The 20,793-nt window shown below is 58.7% G+C and carries 17 protein-coding genes; 5 read left to right on the forward strand and 12 right to left on the reverse strand.

Annotated features, from left to right (window positions below; all coding sequences use genetic code 11):
* Positions 1-234: 234 nt before the first annotated feature.
* From PG1C_RS13750 to ispH, 5 genes are read left to right on the forward strand one after another with little or no spacing between them, the layout of a single operon-like run.
* Entirely contained in the window at positions 235-1,185 is a 951-nt protein-coding gene (locus PG1C_RS13750; protein ID WP_202635289.1) for a bifunctional riboflavin kinase/FAD synthetase, read from the forward strand.
* Positions 1,178-4,099, forward strand: a complete 2,922-nt coding sequence (ileS, locus tag PG1C_RS13755) for an isoleucine--tRNA ligase (protein ID WP_202637091.1) — start codon at positions 1,178-1,180, stop codon at positions 4,097-4,099. The genes PG1C_RS13750 and ileS overlap by 8 nt, the downstream gene beginning before the upstream one ends.
* Complete coding sequence (lspA, locus tag PG1C_RS13760) at positions 4,092-4,574, forward strand: signal peptidase II (protein ID WP_237218217.1); 483 nt, start codon at positions 4,092-4,094, stop codon at positions 4,572-4,574. The genes ileS and lspA overlap by 8 nt, the downstream gene beginning before the upstream one ends.
* Positions 4,571-5,002 (forward strand): FKBP-type peptidyl-prolyl cis-trans isomerase, encoded by a 432-nt coding sequence (locus PG1C_RS13765; RefSeq protein ID WP_202635291.1) that lies wholly within the window; start codon positions 4,571-4,573, stop codon positions 5,000-5,002. The genes lspA and PG1C_RS13765 overlap by 4 nt, the downstream gene beginning before the upstream one ends.
* A complete protein-coding gene (gene ispH / locus PG1C_RS13770; RefSeq protein ID WP_202635292.1) occupies positions 5,002-5,973 on the forward strand; it encodes a 4-hydroxy-3-methylbut-2-enyl diphosphate reductase in 972 nt (323 codons plus the stop codon). Before PG1C_RS13765 ends, ispH begins: the two co-directional genes overlap by 1 nt.
* On the opposite strand, the gene PG1C_RS13775 is transcribed toward ispH, so the two are convergent.
* The 12 genes from PG1C_RS13775 to PG1C_RS13830 form a co-directional block, all read right to left on the reverse strand.
* On the reverse strand, positions 5,936-6,682 hold the full coding sequence (locus PG1C_RS13775; protein ID WP_202635293.1) for an energy transducer TonB: 747 nt from the start codon (positions 6,680-6,682) through the stop codon (positions 5,936-5,938). The two genes, ispH and PG1C_RS13775, sit on opposite strands and share 38 nt — an antisense overlap.
* A 14-nt stretch (positions 6,683-6,696) precedes the next feature.
* Complete coding sequence (locus tag PG1C_RS13780; protein WP_202635294.1) at positions 6,697-10,659, reverse strand: pilus assembly protein; 3,963 nt, start codon at positions 10,657-10,659, stop codon at positions 6,697-6,699.
* A 13-nt stretch (positions 10,660-10,672) separates the two neighbouring features.
* Positions 10,673-11,368, reverse strand: a complete 696-nt coding sequence (locus tag PG1C_RS13785; RefSeq protein WP_202635295.1) for a pilus assembly PilX family protein — start codon at positions 11,366-11,368, stop codon at positions 10,673-10,675.
* Complete coding sequence (locus PG1C_RS13790; protein ID WP_202637092.1) at positions 11,365-12,540, reverse strand: PilW family protein; 1,176 nt, start codon at positions 12,538-12,540, stop codon at positions 11,365-11,367. The genes PG1C_RS13785 and PG1C_RS13790 overlap by 4 nt, the downstream gene beginning before the upstream one ends.
* 11 nt (positions 12,541-12,551) lie before the next feature.
* On the reverse strand, positions 12,552-13,085 hold the full coding sequence (locus PG1C_RS13795; RefSeq protein ID WP_202635296.1) for a PilV family protein: 534 nt from the start codon (positions 13,083-13,085) through the stop codon (positions 12,552-12,554).
* Entirely contained in the window at positions 13,085-13,720 is a 636-nt protein-coding gene (locus PG1C_RS13800; protein ID WP_202637093.1) for a GspH/FimT family pseudopilin, read from the reverse strand. The genes PG1C_RS13795 and PG1C_RS13800 overlap by 1 nt, the downstream gene beginning before the upstream one ends.
* A 4-nt stretch (positions 13,721-13,724) precedes the next feature.
* Positions 13,725-14,219 (reverse strand): type IV pilin protein, encoded by a 495-nt coding sequence (locus PG1C_RS13805; RefSeq protein WP_269464908.1) that lies wholly within the window; start codon positions 14,217-14,219, stop codon positions 13,725-13,727.
* A gap of 169 nt (positions 14,220-14,388) precedes the next feature.
* Positions 14,389-18,108, reverse strand: coding sequence for a laminin G domain-containing protein (locus PG1C_RS13810; RefSeq protein ID WP_202635297.1), 3,720 nt, complete (start codon positions 18,106-18,108; stop codon positions 14,389-14,391).
* Positions 18,109-18,323: 215 nt separating this feature from the next.
* Positions 18,324-18,812: a hypothetical protein gene (locus PG1C_RS13815; protein ID WP_202635298.1), complete on the reverse strand. Its 489-nt coding sequence runs from the start codon at positions 18,810-18,812 to the stop codon at positions 18,324-18,326.
* Positions 18,809-19,708 carry a type II secretion system protein gene (locus tag PG1C_RS13820; protein ID WP_202635299.1) on the reverse strand — a complete coding sequence of 300 codons (900 nt, stop codon included), beginning with the start codon at positions 19,706-19,708 and terminating at the stop codon, positions 18,809-18,811. The genes PG1C_RS13815 and PG1C_RS13820 overlap by 4 nt, the downstream gene beginning before the upstream one ends.
* Entirely contained in the window at positions 19,705-20,241 is a 537-nt protein-coding gene (locus PG1C_RS13825) for a type IV pilus modification PilV family protein (RefSeq protein WP_202635300.1), read from the reverse strand. The genes PG1C_RS13820 and PG1C_RS13825 overlap by 4 nt, the downstream gene beginning before the upstream one ends.
* Positions 20,231-20,737: a pilus assembly FimT family protein gene (locus PG1C_RS13830; RefSeq protein ID WP_202635301.1), complete on the reverse strand. Its 507-nt coding sequence runs from the start codon at positions 20,735-20,737 to the stop codon at positions 20,231-20,233. Before PG1C_RS13830 ends, PG1C_RS13825 begins: the two co-directional genes overlap by 11 nt.
* Positions 20,738-20,793 lie beyond the last annotated feature (56 nt).

A 20,793-nucleotide genomic window follows, 5' to 3' on the forward strand; every position in this document is an offset into this window, starting at 1 on the left:
GTAAATCAGGGTGGCTGAACCGTGTCCTTGGGCAGTGGCTCAAAGGGTAAAAATAAACAATCATTGTGCACTCATCGAACAAACACTACCCGAAAAATTCAGCCAGTTTAGTAGCAAGTGACGCCAAACAAAAACGAAGTATCGTCGCCGGGCGTCTTTTGTAAAGCCGAAACAAGGTGATAAGCGCTGTCGGCTTGATATAATCGACAGTTTCCTCCTGCTCTCTTCTCTTTCATGCTGGTTTTTCGCGGAGTCCCCTCCCTGGCGACGACGTCGACAGTGCTGACCATCGGTAATTTTGATGGTGTGCATCGTGGGCATCGTGCCTTGCTTGAACGCTTGATCGCCAAGGCGCGCGCATGCGCATTGCCCGCGACCGTGCTGACATTTGAGCCGCATCCGCGCGAATTTTTCGCGCCGGGGCAAGCCCCGGCACGTCTTTCCAACCTGCGCGAAAAACTAGCGCTGCTCGCCGAATGCGGCGTCGATCGCGTGCACGTCTGTCGTTTTAATGCAGCGCTTGCCGAATTAACGGCGGAAGAGTTCATTGAAACAATGCTAGTCAAAGGTTTGTCGGTGCGACACCTGATTATTGGTGACGACTTTTGCTTCGGCAAAGGCCGCAAGGGTAATTTTTCACTGTTTCAACAAGCCGGCATTGCACACCGCTTCGGCACCGAAGCCATGCGCACAGTAACGCAAGATCATCTGCGCATCTCCAGCTCTGCCGTGCGCGATGCGCTTGCCGCAGGTGATATCGAACAAGCACGTGCCCTGCTCGGCCGCGCCTATGTCATTGCTGGACGTGTCGTGCGAGGTGACAAAATTGGCCGCACATTGGGCTTTCCGACGCTGAATTTACGCATCAAACACACCCGCCTGCCGGTCACGGGGGTATTCGCTGTGACGGTCTCAGGCATTGATGCGCAGCCGCTACCGGGCGTTGCCAACATTGGCGTGCGGCCTACAGTCGCAGCAGGTCTGCGGCCCGTGCTCGAAGTGCACCTGCTGGATTTTGACCGCGATATCTACGGCACGCATGTGTCAGTTAACTTTTTGCACAAACTACGTGGCGAAGAAAAATTCGCTTCTCTGGATTTACTCAAAGCGCAAATCGGTCGCGATGTTGCAACAGCACGCGATTATTTCGATGCCTGCCCACTCGACAACAACGCCCATGGCTGACTATCGCAAAACCCTCAACATGCCCGACACGCCCTTCCCCATGCGTGGCGATCTGGCCAAACGTGAACCGGGCTGGATTCAGTCGTGGCAAACGCAAAAGCTCTACAGCAAAATTCGCGAGGTTGCTAAAGGTCGGCCACGTTTTGTGCTGCACGATGGCCCACCCTATGCCAATGGCGATATTCATCTCGGCCACGCGGTGAACAAGCTGCTCAAAGACATCATCGTGCGCTCGAAAACCCTGGCCGGGTTCGACGCGCCCTATGTGCCGGGCTGGGATTGCCACGGCTTGCCGATCGAACACAAGATTGAAGTACTGCACGGCAAAAACCTGCCCGCCGACAAAGTGCGCGAACTGTGCCGCGCCTTCGCCGCCGAGCAGGTGGAAATCCAGAAAAAAGGCTTCATCCGTTTGGGCGTGCTGGGCGACTGGGACAACCCCTATCTGACCATGAACTTTGCCAACGAAGCGGGTGAAATTCGCGCACTGGCAGAAATTGTGAAGCAGGGCTGGGTGTTCAAGGGACTGAAACCGGTGAACTGGTGCTTTGATTGCGGCTCGGCCTTAGCGGAAGCGGAAGTCGAATATCTTGACAAGCAAAGCCCTGCGATTGATGTCGGTTTTGTGTGCGCGGAGCCGGAAAAACTCGCTGCTGCGTTCGGGCTTGCCGCGAGCACCCTTACCGCATTACCAGTGTCGCCCAAAGACGGACTCAAGACTTTTGCCGTGATCTGGACGACCACACCGTGGACGATTCCCTCCAACCAGGCATTGAATGTGCATCCTGCGCTTGAGTATGCTTTGGTCGAAACGTCGCGCGGTGTGTTGCTACTGGCTCGTGAGCTCGTGGAAAGTTGCCTCACACGCTACGCACTGGAAGGCCAGGTAATAGCCACCGCACAAGGAGCCGCACTTGCCGGCATCCGTTTTCGCCATCCGTTTTACGAGCGCACGGGCCCGGTAATTCCGGCTGAATATGTTGGCGTCGATGCGGGCACGGGCATCGTTCATGCTGCCCCCGCTTACGGGGTGGAAGATTTTGTCTCCTGCATGAGCCACGGCTTTACGTTTGATGACATCCTGAATCCCGTGCAGGGCAATGGCGTGTATGCGGCTGACCTCCCTTTCTTTGGCGGCCTGCACATCTGGAAGGCAAATCCGAAAATCGTCGAGAAATTGACCGAAGTCGGCACATTGTTCGCCCACGAAAAAATCAATCACAGCTACATGCACTGCTGGCGGCATCGCACGCCGATCATCTATCGCGCAGCACCCCAATGGTTTGTCGGCATGGACAGGGTGGCTGAACACCCTGTCCATATCAGCGACGGCCATCCCCCCAACCGCCTTCCCGCGGAAGGGGGTGACCAGTCAAGGCAGGCTGCGCCTGCCACAGGGTTGACGCTCCGTGACTTGGCATTAAAAGGCATTGATGAGACCGCCTTTTATCCGGCCTGGGGGCAAGCGCGGTTGCGCGCGATGATCGCTAACCGGCCGGACTGGTGCATCTCGCGCCAGCGCAACTGGGGCGTACCGATTCCCTTCTTCATCCACAAGGCCACGGGCGAACTGCATCCACGCACCGCCGAACTGATGGAAAAAGTCGCGCAGCGCGTCGAGAAAGAAGGCATCGAAGCCTGGTTCAAGCTCGCCGCCACTGAGTTGCTGGGGGAAGAAGCCGAGCAGTATCAAAAGATCAGCGACACGCTGGACGTCTGGTTTGATTCCGGCACCACGCATTGGCATGTGCTGCGCGGCTCACACCCCGACGCGGCGAGCAACACCGGGCGCTGGGCAGACCTATACCTCGAAGGCTCGGATCAGCATCGCGGCTGGTTCCATTCGTCATTACTCACCGGCTGCGCGATAGACGGCAAGCCACCTTATCAATCCCTGCTCACGCACGGCTTCACGGTCGATGCGCAAGGCCGCAAGATGAGCAAGTCGCTCGGCAACGGCATCGAGCCGCAGGAAGTCGGCGACCGCCTCGGCGTCGAAATTCTGCGCCTGTGGTTGGCAGCCACCGACTACTCCGGCGAGCTCTCCATCTCCAAAGAGATTCTCGATCGCGTAGTCGAAGTGTATCGGCGCCTGCGCAACACCTTGCGCTTTCTGCTTGCCAATACCGCCGATTTTGATGCCACCAAAGACCTGCTGCCACCGCAGGATTGGCTGGAGATCGACCGTTACGCGCTGGCGCTCACCCACCAGTTGCACGACCATTGCACCGCGAGTTATGCACGCTTTGAGTTTCACACGATCGTGCAGGCGCTGCAAAATTTCTGCGCCGAAGACATGGGCGCCTTTTACCTCGATATTCTCAAAGACCGCCTATACACCACCGCTGCCAATTCGCCTGCACGGCGCGCTGCGCAAAGTGCGTTGTGGCACATCCTGCAGTCGATCACCCGCCTGATGGCGCCGATTCTTGCCTTCACGGCCGAAGAAATCTGGCAGATCACCGGCGACAGTGAAAGCGTGATGCTCACCACCTGGCATGCGCTGCCCGACTTATCTGAAAAGTCGGCGCTCATGGCACGGTGGCAACAACTGCGCAGCGTGAAAAGTGAAGTATCCGGCACGCTGGAAGCGCTGCGTGCGGCAGGCAAGATCGGTTCATCGTTGCAAGCGGAAGTTGCGCTTCGCGCCAGCGGTGCCCAGTACGATTTGCTGGCCAGCTTCGGCGACGATCTGCGCTTTATCATGATGTGTTCAAAAACCACCCTTGTGCAGGTGAGTGATAGCGCCGACGCAGCTATCATCGCCACGCCGAGCGCCAACGCCAAATGCGCCCGCTGCTGGCACTGGCGTGCCGATGTTGGCCATCATGCTCATGCAACCGAGCACCCCGAGCTCTGCGGGCGCTGCGCTGCCAATCTGTTTGGTGCGGGTGAGGCGCGCCATTTTGCGTAACGCACCTTTCGCCAGGGCGCGCTGGATCGGCCTTTCAGGTGTCGTCATTGCGCTGGATCAGATCAGCAAACTCTGCATGCTGGCGCACTTTCATCGCATGGAAAGCTTGGCCATCACCCCTTTTTTCAATCTGTTCCTCGTCTTTAACCCCGGCGCGTCGTTTAGTCTTCTCGCCGATGCCGGCGGCTGGCAAAAATGGTTTTTCATCGCCCTGGCGCTGGGCGTATCCCTCTGGTTACTCATGCTGTTGCGCCAACATGCGCAGGAACGTCTATTTCCGGCCGCGATCTCGCTCGTGCTGGGTGGCGCGCTGGGCAATGTCATCGACCGCCTGCGCTTGGATGCGGTAGTCGATTTTCTTGATTTTCATCTTGCCGGACATCACTTTCCCGCGTTCAATGTGGCAGATTCCGCCATTAGCATTGGCGTGGCGCTGATGCTGATTCATCAATTCCGGCACCAGGAAACCCCATGACTGAACACGTTCAAGCTGACAGCCTGATCACGCTGAATTACCGCGTCGCCTCAACCGAGGGCGAAGAATGGATCAGCACCTTTGGCTTTTCTCCCGCCGTGATTCAGCTGGGTTGTGGCGAGTTGGCACCACCGTTTGAAGCCTGCCTGATCGGGCAACCTGTCGGCGCGCACTGTAACGTGGTGCTCAAACCCGAAGAAACCTTTGGCCCGCGCCAAGCCGAATTAGTACGCCGTGTCGCGCGCACCTCGCTGCCAGCGTCAGCCGGAATTGAACTGAACGCGCGCGCCGAGCTCAGCTTACCCGCAGGGCAAACACTCTCTGGCATCATTCGTGACATTGATAGCAAGAGCGTTCTCATTGACTTCAATCATCCTCTCGCCGGAAAATCCATCCGCTTTGAAGCGGAAATTATCGGAGTGCTCTGATGCAAACCATACTGCTCGCCAACCCCCGTGGCTTTTGTGCCGGCGTCGAACGGGCCATTGCTATTGTCGAACGCGCGCTGGAACAATTCGGCGCGCCGATCTATGTACGGCACGAAGTTGTGCACAATCGTTTTGTGGTCGACGGCCTCAAGGCCAAGGGCGCGATCTTCATCGAAGATCTGGCCGAGGTGCCTGCCGGTGCGACGCTGATTTTCAGCGCCCACGGCGTATCCCAAGCCGTGCGCACCGAGGCCGCTACGCGGGGCTTCAAGCTGTTTGACGCCACCTGTCCGCTCGTCACCAAAGTGCATCTTGAGGTATCGCGCTTGCACAAGCAAGGCTACGAGATTGTGATGATCGGCCACAAGGGGCATCCCGAAGTGGAAGGCACCATGGGCCAAGCGACAGGCCGCATGCATCTGGTGGAAAACGTTGCTGATGTGGCGGAGTTAAAAACCGGCGCTGGTGATACGGCGCAAAGTAAGTCCTCTTGCGGGACGACGAACGCTGTCAAGCTCGCCTATGTCACACAGACCACGCTCTCGGTTGACGACACGCAAACCATCGTCGCGGCGCTGAAAAAACGTTTCCCATCCATCATTGGACCAAAAAAAGACGACATCTGCTACGCCACGCAGAACCGGCAAGATGCCGTGAAAGCCATGACCGGTCGCGTGGATGTGATGATTGTGGTTGGCTCAAAAAACAGCTCCAACTCCAACCGCCTGCGCGAAGTGGCTGAAAATAGCGGCATCCCCGCGCATCTGGTCGATAACGCCGAACTCATTGATCCAGCGTGGCTGGTCGGCAAGGGAAGCGTGGGCGTAACGGCGGGCGCTTCAGCGCCCGAGCTGCTGGTCAGCGGCGTCGTCGATCGGCTGCGCGCCTTGGGCGCGGGTCAAGTCGAGTTGCTTGATGGCGTTGTTGAGAATGTTAATTTCCCCTTGCCGAAGGAACTTGTTCAGCCTTGATTTTGAATTGGGTCAGGTCCGGCAGAATGCTGGCTTCTGGTAGGGTGCCTGGCTCAAAAACGACTTCCACCAGTAATTGGCTTTTTACTACATACCCAGTGATCAGCCCTGGAGCATAAGTCTCGTGGGTAAACGCCTCGATGACCGTGCTATCAAAACGCCCGGGCGGTTGGGAATCGATGACTTGATACGAATCCACCGTACCCTGTTCATTGAGTAACAGCAGCAACACCACCCGGCCTGAAATATTTTCCGCCTCCGACGGATACGCAGGTCGAATCGGCTTAAGCGGTGTCGGACGGCGATGCAAATAGCGCGCCGCGTAATACCACGGCCCCGGGAAAAGCCCCGGAGGTTGCGTAGCCTCTACAGAGGGTGGCAGGTTGCTGACTGTTCCAGGTGCACTGTCTGGGTGCAGCGATTCAGGATGTTGAACTACAGCATTTGGCGCAGAAGGGACAGCAGGTGCAACCACTGAACGCGCCGTGTTTTCAAAGGCTGCCTGGGGTTTAGCTTGTGGTTGATTGAGCAGCAAGTCCACCGTCAGCCGAGGGGAACGACTGCCTTCCTGCGGCGGCAATAGCCGAAAGGCTGTGATGCCAGTGAAACTCAAGGCGGCACAATGAATCGCAACGGAAAAGGCCAGACTGCCAATCAGTCGAGGCCCTCGTTCCGTTGCTATGAGTCCACCAAGCCAGACATATCTCATGCATGTTTGCCGACCTACTGGATAATCTCGCGCCAACTGATCCGTTTGCCTGTGGGTGGGGGAACAGAGAACGGCGCCGCAATAGTCAATTGCTGTGCTGCCGACGTAGTCGCAATCACCACGGTCTTGCCGCCGGGCAGCCGGACGATGTTGATGCCAACCGCCAGCGATTCCGCGCCACCGGCCCCGACCAATTTAACGCCAACGGCTTGGCTCGGGCTATTGGCAATCGCATTGCCCGTTGCATTGTCGAAATAATTCAGCCAACTGTAGCCGCCAATGTTGCAAGCATTGTTCTGCGGGACATTGGTGGCAACCACCAGCGTGCCGAGTTGCAACTTGATGTCGATGTTGACCCGCTCACCCGTGTCCGGAAAATCAGCGAACCATCCTGTGGTCGAACCACATTGTGCCGTACAGCCTACCGTACGGAACGCTGTCGTGCCCGAGCCTTGATTGGTAATGGTCATCTGCTTCAGCGTAGTGCGCAAATTGGTTAAAGGCGTAGCCGTCAATGAATCACGCAGCGCCCATATCGACTGCGTTTGGACATTGGAATTGTCTGTGGTACCGAGATAACGGCCCGTGCCGACATAAACGAATGGTTGGCCAGCGACCTCCGCCAGTTCAGGCCGTGTCGTGATTGGCTGTGCCGTGCCCAAGCTATCCATCACCGTCGCCAGTCGAGTCGCCTCTACGCCTGCGGGAGCCAAAATATCATTCACATCGAAACGCCAGACATTCCCCAGCAGGTCGACGCCATAGACGCGCTCGGTCTGATTGTTGCGTATCGAATTATCCGCCCAGGCGTTGATATGATTGAGGCCGCTCGGCGTCGTCGCGTCGCCTGCGCCAGTGCTGATCTTGTAGAGAATCTTGCCGGTCATGGCTTCCAGCACGTACAGATAACCCACGCCATCGCCGCTGACCGAAGGCGAGTTGACGTTGTTGTAGCCCGAGGTCACGAAGACCACCCAGCGGCCATCGCGCAGCTTGCTGATGATCGGGTTGTTGAAGGTATAGCCGATGTGGCAGTCCGCATACCAGGTGCTGGGCGTCGCCGGGTCGTAGCAGGTGCTGCTCCATTTGAATTCCCACAGCGCCTTGGGATTGAGCGTGTCGGTGATGTCGAGCGCGTAGTAGCCCTTGCCGCCCTTGTTCAGGCCGCCAACCAAAATGGTCTTCCAGGCGGTGTTCACCGTGTCATAGACATCGCCCGCCGTCGGCGTACCGTCAACCGAGTAGGTATGCTGATTGGCATAATTCACACTCGCCAGTTTGTACAGATTAGGCAATGCCATGGTAGGAATGAAAGCCCAAGCCTCATTGCCGCCATTGGTGTCGATAAGCGATGTGCCTGCATAAAACGCATGCAGCATGCCGTCATTGGCTGCTGCAAAAACCATGGGTGTCCGCGTCGCATTGGCTGTTTTGAAGGCGATGTAACCGGCATCGTCATACTCAGCAAACGGCGCTTTCACAAACACCGGCTGGGCGTTGATGATGTCGCCAAGAATATGGTCACGAGCACGGTAAAGTTTGGCGGCGTCATTCGCAACAAAACCTTCCAAGCCACGCTGGCCGCGGAGGAAATTCACCAGGTTGGCACCAACAGCCAGGCCGCGCTGATTGGCCGACGCAGGTGGCGTGACGCCATCGGTCATGTCCGGATATTGGCTGAGCAGCGCCACTTGCGTGGCGCTGAAGTTGGCTTGCTCGGCAGCGTTCAGCGAGGTTAAAGCGCTGCCCGTCGGAATACCGGAGACATCGCAGGCAAACGTGTTCCAGGTGAAGTCGACCAGATTGTTGGTCGCCCCTTGACGGAACAGTTTGATGCTGCGCGTGTCGCAAGCATTCTTCCCTTTGGCATCCAGCTTGCTCTGCGCCGACCAGACTACCGTGCCATTGACGGTGCCCGTGGTCAGGTCGATTTCATGCGCCTCCAGCTCGCCCGTCCACTTTTGGGTGAGGTACTTGGCCGTATAGGCAAAGTTATCGCCGGCTACCGGCTCCAGATTCGAAGTGGCCGCCGCCGCTGCCGAGCCGACGCGCGCGCTTACACCGGCCAGCGCCGTCGTCAGGCCGTTGACAACCGTGTCGGGATTGCCGGCACTAAAGTACTGGCCGCGGCCATTGACGGCGGCGTGCCAGAGATCATCAAGCGCCGTCGGGGCGTCCGCAACCGGCAACGGCCAGTTGGCCGAGCCACTGCGGATGTTCTGGAATGCACCTGTGGTCGCAGTTTTGTAGTTCTGCTGGTAGGCAACGGTACCCGACAAACCCAGCCCCATGGTGAAGGTCGTCATGTGCTGCCACTGCGCCTTGTCGTCCTCGGCACCGGTTCCGGTGGAAGGCACATTATTTTCGCAGACATCGGTGGTCAGCGCCCCGGTGCAGTTGCCCAGCGTGGAGGTGCGCAAATCGGTCTTGTAGTAGTACTGGGCGACGTCCGCCAGCGAGTTGCTGCTGCCGCCACTGGCAGTTGTCAGCTCGCAGGGCCAGGTGCCGGTGGCGTTGCATGTGCTCGGTGCCCCGGCAGGGCTGGCGCCAGTGATGCTCTGTGGATTGGGAGAGGGCAGGGTAAGGCCGGAAGAGCAGTTTATATCGGTGGTCCATCCGGTACTGGTGGTGGTCGGCCCGCTGATGATCGATCCGCTTTGGTTCGGCCCGGGGTAAGTGGTGGCTACGTCCTTGTAGCGGTATTGCCGTTTCTTGTTGCCGCCGCTGCATCCGGATGTTGTAAGCTGGTATTCCTTTTGCAATTCGTGCCAGACGTACAAAGTCGTTGAACCGTCATAAATCGGCCGTGGCGAGACGGCAAACTTGCTGGCAGGAGGATTGTAGGCATCCAGCTCGGCGATGTTGCCGTCTTCGTTGTCCATGCTGGTCGTGCCGTCCAGCTTGTAACCGCCGGTACCGTTCCAGTAGCCGTCGGTAGTGACGATGGTGAAATTCTGCTGGCAGGAATACTGTACCGGGTCGCCTGACATCCCTTGGTTGATACCGTCAGTCTTGCCAGCAAAGTATCGGCCGGCGCGCGACAGCGCCGTGCGCATCGGGGTGCTGCTGTTGGCCGTCTGCGAGTAGAACTTGGTAAACCAGTTGGCTTTTTGCGTCGTGTCGAAGTCGGCAATAGTCAGAAATTTTGCTGCCACCACCGGACTACCTGGATTGATGGTGATAAAGCCGACACGATAGGTATCGCTCAACCCGACAAAAGCGCGACCGGCGGCCGACTTCATCATATACAGGCGCTTGCGATAGTAGCTGTACCAGTTGGCGAAGTTCTGACGCTCATCCGTTGCACCCGGGCCGGAGGTTGAAGATACCAGCACCTTGCGCCACAGCGCCGTCTTTCCGATCGCCGCGCAGCTGGTGATGGTCAGGGTGCCATCGGTACAGATTTCCTTGGTGGTCGAATCGGAGCTGCTTGATATCGCTCTTTGGCAGTCGCCGGTCAGAGGTGCCAGCGTCGTGGCGCCGAGATAAGTCCAGTAATACGCAGGTTGCGCTGTATCGCTACCGTAGCCATACCCCAAATCATCGTTGTACGCCTTGAAACTGGTGCTCAGATTGGTCGTGGTTGAGCTCGAGGAATCATAGCTATAAAAGCCGTCGTAATAGGCGGCGGTAAAGGTTGTCGGCGTTCCCGAATTGACATCGCTTCCCGTGCTGGTCTTGGGTACGACATAGGCGGTGTTCGGGTTGTAATAGACGAGATTGCATTGATTATTACGAAACCCGACCTTATTTCTATTATCTGCACCCCAAGCAAGGCCATCCGGCATGAATTCCCAATTCATCGAGCCCGAATCGTCCAGCGTGAACAGGATGTTTGGTTTGACCTGAGTGGAGGAAGAGCTGGCCAGCGGATTGTCGGCGAGATCGGTGAGTGCGTGCGCTGCACTGGCGGTCAGAAATGTAGCCATGGCCGCGAGCAGCATGAGCGGGTAACGAATCGTGGAGGCGTGGATCATGGTGACTCTCCTGTTAATACATAACAACTTGCGTGTAGACCACCGTGTTGGTAGGCCCGAGTACGCGGGAAGTGACACGAAAATAGGGCTGAAAGGTGTTCGACAATGTTTGGGTGCCATAACTGCCGGCACCATGCGATCCCCCTGCCAGGGTGGAGCCGATAGTGACGCATTGCTGGCCTGCTGCATTGATGGCACCAGAAGTCTGGCACAACCGGTGGATAACGTAGCGAACCTCGTTGCCGGCGCCATCATTATTGGTAGCAACGACCGAATTGGCCCAGTTGTAGGTCAGCGGGTCGAACGTCGAAGGGGCAGGTATGGCACCGCAGTTATCCGGGATGCCGTCATTGTCGGCATCGGGAATATTGTTGACATTTAGCGAGGTGTTGCACCATCCAGGGTAATAGCCAGCAGCCACGCTCCCTAACTCTAGCCCGGCCGCTGTCTGCGCAACCAGCCAGGTGCGGGCCGCCTCGATGCCGCGATCGGCGGCAACCGCTGCCGTGCGCTTGAAGCTGAGGTTGCGGGCAATGATCAGGCCAGTGCCGATCTGCCGATACAGCACGATGCCGGCCAGTGTCATGGCCACCAGCATGATCAGCGCCAGCAGCAGCACCACGCCGCGCTGTGTTTGCATCTTTGAACCCGTCTCTGGGCGTGTCTGGACGGCGAGCCTTTTTGTCGGGCGCATGTCCGGAACTTTCATGGCATGCCCCAGACAATGTTGCGCAGCGGAATCACCGTTTCATACACCCGGTAGCGGTAGTGCCGCCAGTCGTTGGCATTGCCCGGAGTCGTGTCCGCCGTGCCGTCAACATTGGTCATGGTGAATGCGCCCCCTGCCCAGGCCGGAGCAACCGTAGTGACTGCGGTTTTTTCATATTGCTGGCTGCGTGCCAGCAGGGCGACGCGGATGGCGGACAGTTTCCGCCAGTTGCTGCTGGGGGGAACTACCCCCCAGTCACTGGCTTGGTACGAGCCAGTGCCATTGGCGTCCATGCCGTACTCGGCCTGCAGATTGACAATGCCTTCGGCGACCTCGGTTGGCGCAGGCGGATTGGCCAACCTGTTGTTAACCGTCAGGAAGCGCCGGTTGCTGATCTGCCAGACATTGAGTTGCGGAAACGTGCCCAGGTTGAAGAGTGCGCCAGAGGAGCCAACACCCTTTGCGGTGCCATCGTTGTAACGGGCACTACCGCTGTTGTTGAGGAACTGCGCCTGCAACCGGGCCAATGCGCTGGCGGCGAGCGCCGATTGGGCAGTCACATTCTGGTTATTGGCAAAGTTGAGATAGGCCCCCGTCCCGTGATCGACGGTGAGCCCGTCCGCATTGGCGTTGCCGGTAATCTCGAACAACCCGCAGACCGCATTGCCGCTGTCGGCAGCGATCATCAGGTCGCCGGGAAGTAGCCCCGTGCGGGAATTTGCACGCTTGAAACCATCGTTGGACACGGTCGGGAGCGGCGAGAGATTGTTGAATGACTGGCTCGACGACATGGTGGTGCCACTGCCATACAGCACGGTGATCGTGTCGGGTGCCCCAGCCGCGCCATCGGTGATCAACACCGGCACCATGGGGAAAGTGAAGGTGCTCGGTGCCGGGCGCGTACTATCATAGGCCGACACAGTGCAGTTCATGGCCGTTGCGTTGCCAAAGCCATAGCCGGCCATCTTGAGGTCGCGCTCAAGACTGAACATGGCAATGCTGCCTGACACCTGGGCATCGCTGCCCGCTGTGGTGGTGCGCTTGCGTGACTCCCAGACCTGCATGGACTGAAACATCATCACCATGCCGATCAGGGCGACGGCCATGCCGACAAGCACTTCAACCAGCGTAAAGCCCAGGCTGCGGCGCGGATTGAGTAAGGTGGCATACATGATTCGGTGGCTCAGTTGATGTAGCCGATGATGCGATGGAAACGCGGCCGCCCATCCTTCGGCCCCTGCCAGCAGACTGTGACGGCCACCTGGTTCGCTGCGGCGGTATTGACCACAATCTGCTGCATGGCAGCTGTGGAGCCCGGCAGTCGCGTCGCCGTGTTGGCCGTTATGCTATTCACCCAGTCACCGACCAGTCCATTGCCGGAAGGCGTGCCGCTGAAGTTGCAGCAGTCGGTGTTCGCCGCCGCATCCGTGGCCAGCAGGCTGCAGGTGGTCGTACCTCCCACAGGTTGATGGCTGAATCCGGCCAGATTTGTCGTACTGACGGTACCGGTTGCGTCCCGTATGACGTGCAGATTGATCTGGCCGAGAATCTGGTCGGCCAGGTTGGCTGCCTCGACCCGGTATTGCGAATCGGCCTGGATCGCGATCGAATTGGCCTGCAGGGCGATCATCGCCAGGACGCCAATGAAAAAGATCAGGATGCCGATCATGGCCTCGATCAGGAACACGCCAGTCTGGTTTTTTTTCATCGCGGCCATCAGCATCCCCTCGAATCACCGGCTGCCACGGCGGCGGCGCTGACCGCCGGATCGCACAGACGGGCCTGCCCGCCAACGGAGACGATGACTTTCAGGCAGCGTACCGGGCCGCCGGCGGTGACGCAGGTGCCCGCCTCCGGATTGTTGAACTTGAAGACAGCCTGGTTCGCTAGACCGGTACGCCCCAGGCCGTTGAAAATGACCGAACCTACCGGCGTTGCCGGTGGTGCATCCGGGTCGGCGCTGGCCGGGGCGGAGGTATCGTTGATTTTTACCGGCGTCAGTTGCCCGGTTCCGCGTCCGGAACCCTCGATACCGAACTTGCCGTCGATAAAGGTCGCGAGATCCGCCGTTCTGACCATCCAGTTTGTCCCGCTGGCCGAGGCGGTTGCCGCACCCACATTGTCCGGAATGGGGTCGGTCGCCGTCAGCAGAAACTCGACCGGGATATTCATTCTTACCGCTTCGGAGCGCGCAAGCTGCACGCCGGTGAGAAACATCTCCGCCGCCGAACGCAGTTTGACGTTGCGCAGGTACTCGGCAAAGCGCGGTGCGCCCAGGGCCAGCAGCACACCGATGATGGCGACCGTAACCATCAACTCAATTAGCGAGAACCCGCAGTACCGGCGTTTCATGGCTTCAGCAGCCTCCACCCTTGCTGGTTACCCAGCAATTCTGCGCGACCGCAGGCCAGGCGGCGCCGGCGGCAATCGTCGTTGTGCGTGTGTTAACTTGATTGATCGTGTAAGAGAAACCGACCATCGGGCCGGTCCCTGTCGCCGTCCATAGGTAAGTTTGGCCACTGTTGGCTGATGTGCAGGCGAACGTGAAACTGCTGGTGGCTGCGGCGGTCACGTTGCCACAGGTGGTATCCCCTGTGGTGCCATTCGCGTTGTAATAGCGGTTGTCCTGAAAGTATTGCTCCATGCGCACCCGCAGGTCGGAGAGCGTGCCGACCGCTTCTGTAATTCTGCTGCGGATGACGTAATCATTGTAATTGGGAATGGCAATCGCCGCAAGAATGGCGATGATGGCGAGAACAATCATCAGCTCAATGAGCGTGAAGCCACGTATGACAAGGCGGCGCATTGTACAAAGGACAGGGTGATGATGGGACAGATTTGGATAGGGCATGGTGACTCTCCTCGGATTGGATACTGCCATTGCGTCTTTTCGATGGCTAGCGTCAGCCGACCAGTGGCGGGAAAAAGGCGATGAGCGTGGCTAATTGCCTGTCATCGGGCCATCACCACCGTATCACCAGCGCCGACTTTTTGAGAATAGATACCAAAAAACGTGAAACTCAGTACCGCTCTCGCAAGTAAATATACGGTGCCTTCGGCGAGCCGACCCGAATGCGGGCGTTGGGGTCTTGTGCCCAGGCGGGCGTGCCGTTACAGGTGGATGACCAGAAGCCTTGTAGCCAGGGCAGGTTCGCTGTGGTGCCGCCGTGATTGGCATTACAGGAGGTATCCGCACCGGCTGCGTTCAAATCGGCGGCCAGATCGAAACGCCCGGCCACATTGGTCGGGTTGAATACGAGCGTGGCCTGCCCATTGGTCAGCGCGAGGGGGTTAGGGGTCGCTGCCGCCAGCGCCGGCGCGTTGCCAACCACATTGCTGACGAAAATCGCATTGGCAGGAAGCGCCGTGCAGTTATCCGCGCTGTTGATACTCCAGCCGGTACCGGTATAAAACTCACTGCGCACGGGCACGCGAATGGGCAGCAGCTCCGAGCCATACGCATTCAAGAGACGCAGGCGGCCGGAGCGCAAGGCCAGACTACCTTCTACCAGCGGGGTACCGGTGGATGAGCTAACGCCGTCACTATCAGTCGTGCGCACGACCAGGGCTGTCGGTGCAATGAGCGGATTGGCAAAGGCGAAGCTCACCGCAGGCGGCGTGGTCAGATCGGCAATGCCATTGATAAACACGCTGGACAAGAGCGGATTGGGGGAAAACGCTCCTGCAATGCCATTGGCTGAAGACAACGTTGCTGCCTTGGCAAAGGCCGCCGAGTAGTTTTGCGTGATGCCTCCGGCAAGATTTTTAGCAGAAAGGGTCAGCGCAAATGGTTGGCGTGCGTAGGTGAAACTGCCGCAGGCTGGGTTCACGACTGTATCAAAATGATCGGGAATAAAACGCCCCAAAGCGACCGCTGTTTTATTGCCAACAGCGCAGCCATACTTCCCACCTGTAAGCGTATCGGCGAGACTTCCGGCGATGCAGTCGCCCGTGCCTTGATCGACTGCAGTAAAGCTGTCATCGCGAAACGTGCCGGCAGCAAGGTACAGATAGCCCGCCTCGGAGTAAAGCGCATTGTTGGTGACCGCAGTATTCGCGGTAAGCGTTCCTGGCGTGAGTGTGCCAACCACGCCGCCATTTTGTTGCGTGGCATCTTGCAGCGGCGTCTGCGCGGACAGCCTGCTCGTGTCCAGCGCCAGCACCCCGGTATAAGTATCGGTCGCTGCGGTAGTGGTTGCCGCGCCGAGATTGAACGCGGCACCCGCTTTGACGGTTGGGCCAGCACCGGCCGAAGGCGGCGTGGCATTGGCGTTGGTCGTCAAGGTTACTGCACCCGGGCGAATGGCAAAGTTATCACTTGAACAGGCAACAATGCTGGGCGATTGGCTAGCATCCGTCACCCGGCAGCGCACGTTGGGATAGGCTTTGGCGACCGTCATGGCGGCCGTCGCCTTGCGCCCCTGATCGGCGGCGGTAAAGGTGAGCATTTGTGTCACCGGTGGCGCCAACGGTGTGCGGCTGACACATGCCGTAGCGCCTGAGCCATCTACCAGCTCGACGGTGACATTCTGGTTGCCAACGGAAGCATAGGTCGTCTCTATCGTGCTATCCGCTTTGAGCGCTGCAACATCCACACTGAACGGAGTGGCCGCGAGCTGGGTATACAGCGTTCCCGTCGCCGCAGGCGTGGTGGCAGCCACGCAGTTAAAGTTGGCCGGCGGCGTCACGCCACCACAAGGATGCGCTGCGTTGTAGTCGACAAGGATTTGCGCTAAGGGAAGCTCGCCGTTATAGACCTTGACTTCATCCACCCGGCTGCGGAAGCGATAACCGTTGTCGGCCAACCATCCGCCGACACGCAAAGTGGCATTGGCATACGCATTGGTATTGTTCGGCGTGCTCAATTTCTGGCTTAAGGCTTGTGCCACGCCGTCAATGGTGAGCTTGCTGGCTGTCACATTGCCATTGGTAAACACGGCCGATACATGATGCCAGCCGTTAGCAAGGCCTGTGGAGTTGATGCCATACACATCGCTGTTGCCAGTGTTGAATCCAAAGTAACCGTTCACCAGCCACAGATCATGCGCATTCCAGCCAATCGGCATGATGCCGTTAGTACCATCCCAATACATCCAGAACGTTACCGTAGTCTTGGCACCCGCGGCCGTGCTTGCAGCAACAGGCAAATCCAGCGCGCCCCCGCTGAAAGTGCCGTAGCCGCACGTACCCGGATTGCTCGCTCGCGCAGGCGCAGCGCTTGCAGGTACAGGCAGAGGAGAACCAAGCGCAACCCCGTGGCGATTATTTCCACTGACATCTTTCACCTCGCCTGCCGTGCCATTCCATGCCGTCTCCTCGAACCGGTACGCTGCCAGCAAGGTCGGCGGCACAGGGCAAGGATGCGTTCGTGCGGCGAGAGCAGCCACTTCAGCCGCTGTGAGCGCTCCAGAATAAACGCGCATTTCATCAATGTTGCCTGCAAAATGAAATGCGGATTCTGAGGATGCAGTCGTTTCGCCACCAATCGACGCCAGCCCATTATCCACGCCCCAACCGGCAGAAGCTGTACTGACCGCCACCAACTGCGTACCCGTTGTGTCATAGACGTAGATAGTGCGTCGACTATTCGAAATATCTGCCACGGCCGCCACGAAATACCAGGTGTTGCTATTGATCACCGCAGGCGTGTCTAAAATGACAGGCGACGAACCCCGGGCGTAAAACCGCAATGTACCTGCCCCGCCATCACCCAGCGAAAATCCGTAACCGCCTGTATTACTTTCATCATCGATGAAAATACGCTGCCCACTCCTCGTCCGGTCGGTGGTACGGATCCAGCCGGCAAGCGAAAAATCCGTGGTCATGTTGGGAAAACTCGCCGGGAATGCCACGTAGTCGTTACTGCCATCGAACACGCCATAGCTGCATGTGCCGGGCGTGCCAGGTTTAGGAGGCGTCGCCGTGCTGGTTGTTGCACCACCCACTGCGGTGGCCGAATAGCTGCCTATGGTGTCAGCAACTTCGCCCGCCAAACCCGTCCATCCAATTTCATCCATCGACCATTCGGCGATGGGTTGCGCAGCACACGCATGCGTCGCCGCATACGCAGTTGCTACCTCGCCTGCTGTCAGCGCCCCGTCATACACTTTGACTTCATCGATGCGGCCTGAGAAACGATAACTGATATCGCGCTGCCAGCCGCCTACCTGCAAGGTGGTATTGACTACTGCTGTACCATTATTGGGCACACTTTGCTTTTGACTCAAAGCCTGGGCAACACCGTCGATATACAACGCATTGGCAGCGACATTGCCATTGGTGAAAACGGCGACCACGTGGTGCCAGCCGTTGGCCAACCCGGCTGAATTAATCCCAAACACATCGTTATTGCCCGTGTTAAAACCAAAAAATCCACTTGTTAGCCACAAGTCATGTGTATTCCAGCCAATCGGCATGACGCCGTTGGTGCCATCCCAATACATCCAGAAGGACACACTGGTTTTAGCCCCTCCAGTGATATTTACCGGCAAACCAGAAAGACTTAAAGCACCGCCATTATTGGGACCACCAGGAAGCTGGCCATAGCCGCAAGTGCCCGGGTTCCCTGCCCGGGCAGGCGAGCTTTGCACAGGTGAGGGCAAGGGGCTGCCTATCGTTCGCCCATCGCGGTTGTTGCCACTGGCATCCTTGACCTCCCCCGCCACACCGGACCAGGCCGACTCTTCCAGACGGTATTCACCTAACAGAGTGGCCGCTTGTGCGGATGCAACCAGACACATCAAAAAACAACCAAGAACAAAGAATCGTTTGTGGTTAAACCCCCTAAACCCTAACGCCTGCCAAAAAGCCGGCGCTGGTGATACGCCGCGAAGCTTTGAATCCGACCGCAGGAAGTGCAGAGCCGACCGCAGGAAGTGCAGAGCCGACCGCAGGAAGTGCAAAGCCGTCTCTGGAAATTGCTCATGGGGTGCGACGAGAAAACAATCGGCGGTGCTCATAGTGTCACCTCGATGCGGCGTTCAACATAATCGGGGCTGGTCGGCGCGTTGTTGGGGCAAACGCCAGCGGCGGGTTGGTTGCAGGCGGTCGCGGTGACACGGAACACCGTCGGGCCATTGTTGGCGTCGGGTGGCGCAGCGCAGGTAACGGTAACAGTGAAGGCCGCGAGTGTCGTTGCCCCTGGCACAAAGGAGGTGGGTGAAGCCGGGCAGACGCGTGTGTTGGGGTTGGCGGCACCGACGGCGACGGCGGGCGTGCCGTAGCCGAAGTTGTAGGCCGGCGTAGCCTCGACTTGATAAATGCCCCATTCAACCCCGGACTTGGCGGCCTGATAAGCCCGCACGCCCTGGACATCCAGCGCGGTGCCGATCTGCTGATTGGTGGAGATGCTGACGATAAATGCGCCGAGGGCGGCCAGCACGACGAGGATGAAAATCGCCGTGACGATGGCAAAGCCGTGCATGCGTTTAGCGACAATGTTCATGGTGTGTTGTCGATGCGAATCTGCTGGGCAAGGGTGATACGCTCGCCGCTGGCGTCAGTGAGCGTGAGGTTGATGAGCAACAGGCCGTTGCGGCCGCTGGCGTTGGCTGCATATTGAACAGTGCAGGTGGCGTTGCCTGCCAGCGGCGCGATCGTGCCGCCAGCAGGCGGTGTGGCTTGCGCGGCATTGAAGCCATAATTCCATTGCCGTGTCAGGTTAGCGGGTGCGGCGGCAGCATCAGGGCAGGCATAGGTGACGGCCTGCGTGCCAGTGGGCCCCCCGGGCACCCCGGGCACGACCTGAAATCGTGCGTCGGGCGAAGGCAACGGCGGCGCTTGCAAAGCAAATGGATTGGTGGCGAGGGTGATGACATTGCCGGCGACACCCTGCACCTGGGCGCGGTTGCCGCCGGTGTAGGCGTCAGCCGGCGCATTGCCAGCGCCGAGATTGTAGATGACGATGAAATCACCGGCGACGATAGCAGGATTGGCCGGCATTGTGCCGAGCACGTCGAAGGACACGTCGGCCGGGTTGGTGTAGCTCAGGAAATCGCCGCCGGTCGATCCATCGGCCTCATCGCGGTAGCGGCCACCATTAGAGGTCAAGATAAATTCGATGTAATTGACGCCGCCGGGGTTGAGGGACACCCGCACGCTATTGGGTAGAGCAAGACGCAGGTCGCGCGTGATGCGGCGCAGGGCGACATCGGCCTGGTCGGTCAGCTCGGCGCGACGCGCGGAATCGAAGTAGCCCTGTATCGGTTTGCCGATGAAGACGGCGATGATGGCGCCGAGAATACCGAGGATGGCGATGGTGACAATGGCTTCGATCAGCGTAAAACCAGTGGCGCGATGCGGCAGGCGGCGAGGCAGGTGACGGATCAAGGCGGGCGTCATGGCAGTGAGTTCGGCGCGTAGCGCGTGCGATAACCTTCGATAGTGAGATTTTCGCCACCGAAGCTGACTGTCACGGTGATGAGCAACGAGTCGGCTGCGGGTATGCCAGCCAGGGCGCTCTGGGCCACGGCGATGCTGGCGCTGTAACCCATCGGCAGGGCGGTGCCGGTGATGCCGGTCGTGATGCCAGCCAGCCCGTTGTAGTCATTCACGTTATCGAAGGGCATCACCGCACCGCCGCGCGTTTCGCCTCCCTCTGCACCGATAGTTTCGGGCGTGGCGCAGGCAGCGGCGTTGATTGCGGTGGCGGCGGCCGGATCGTCCGGATCGCACCAGGTAAAGGGCTGTGCCGCAACTTCGTCCATCAGGCCTTCAGCGACCGCCAGCATTTGTTTGCGGATCATCGGGTCGGCGCCATGGCTTGTCGTCAAGTTGAGCACGGAAAGAATGCCAGCCAACCCGACACTGACGATGACAATGAAGACAATCAGCTCGATCAGGGTGATGCCGCGCTGGGGGTGATTAGCGTACATAGCCGGTTTCTACAGTGACATTGATGGTGTAGGCGCTAGTACCACCCGTCACCGTGTAAGCGGCGGCGGCCGAGGGCCGGCCGAGTGCATCGAAGCTCAATGCTGCCGGACCGGCAAGCACGACGCCATTGGGCGCGCAGACGGCATTGGCTGGGCCGCCACAGGTGCCGTCTGCAATCGGCAGCGCGAGTGGGCGCGGGCAGGTGCCAGCGCCGGGAGCATCGGTTGGCACATTGTCAATGGTGAGCGCAAGGCTGTTGCCGGCCAGCGTGACACAGGTAATCCGCCGTTGCGCCACCGCCGACTTTCTGGCGAATTCAAGCGTGGCTTTAAGCTTGTCGCGAAAGCCGACTTCTTTGAAGCCGGAAAAATTAAAGCGTGGCAAAGCGACGGTAGCGAGGATGCCCATGAGCACCATCACCATGATCAGTTCGACCAATGTGAAGCCGGTTTGTGGCTTATGACGAAAACGCGACGATGACAGAGGCAACCTCATGACCTGAGTCTAGCAACCAGCCGGATACGGGGCAAGACCTGGCATTGCCATCCACC

The sequence above is a fragment of the Rugosibacter aromaticivorans genome, from assembly GCF_000934545.1.
GTDB lineage: Bacteria > Pseudomonadota > Gammaproteobacteria > Burkholderiales > Rhodocyclaceae > Rugosibacter > Rugosibacter aromaticivorans.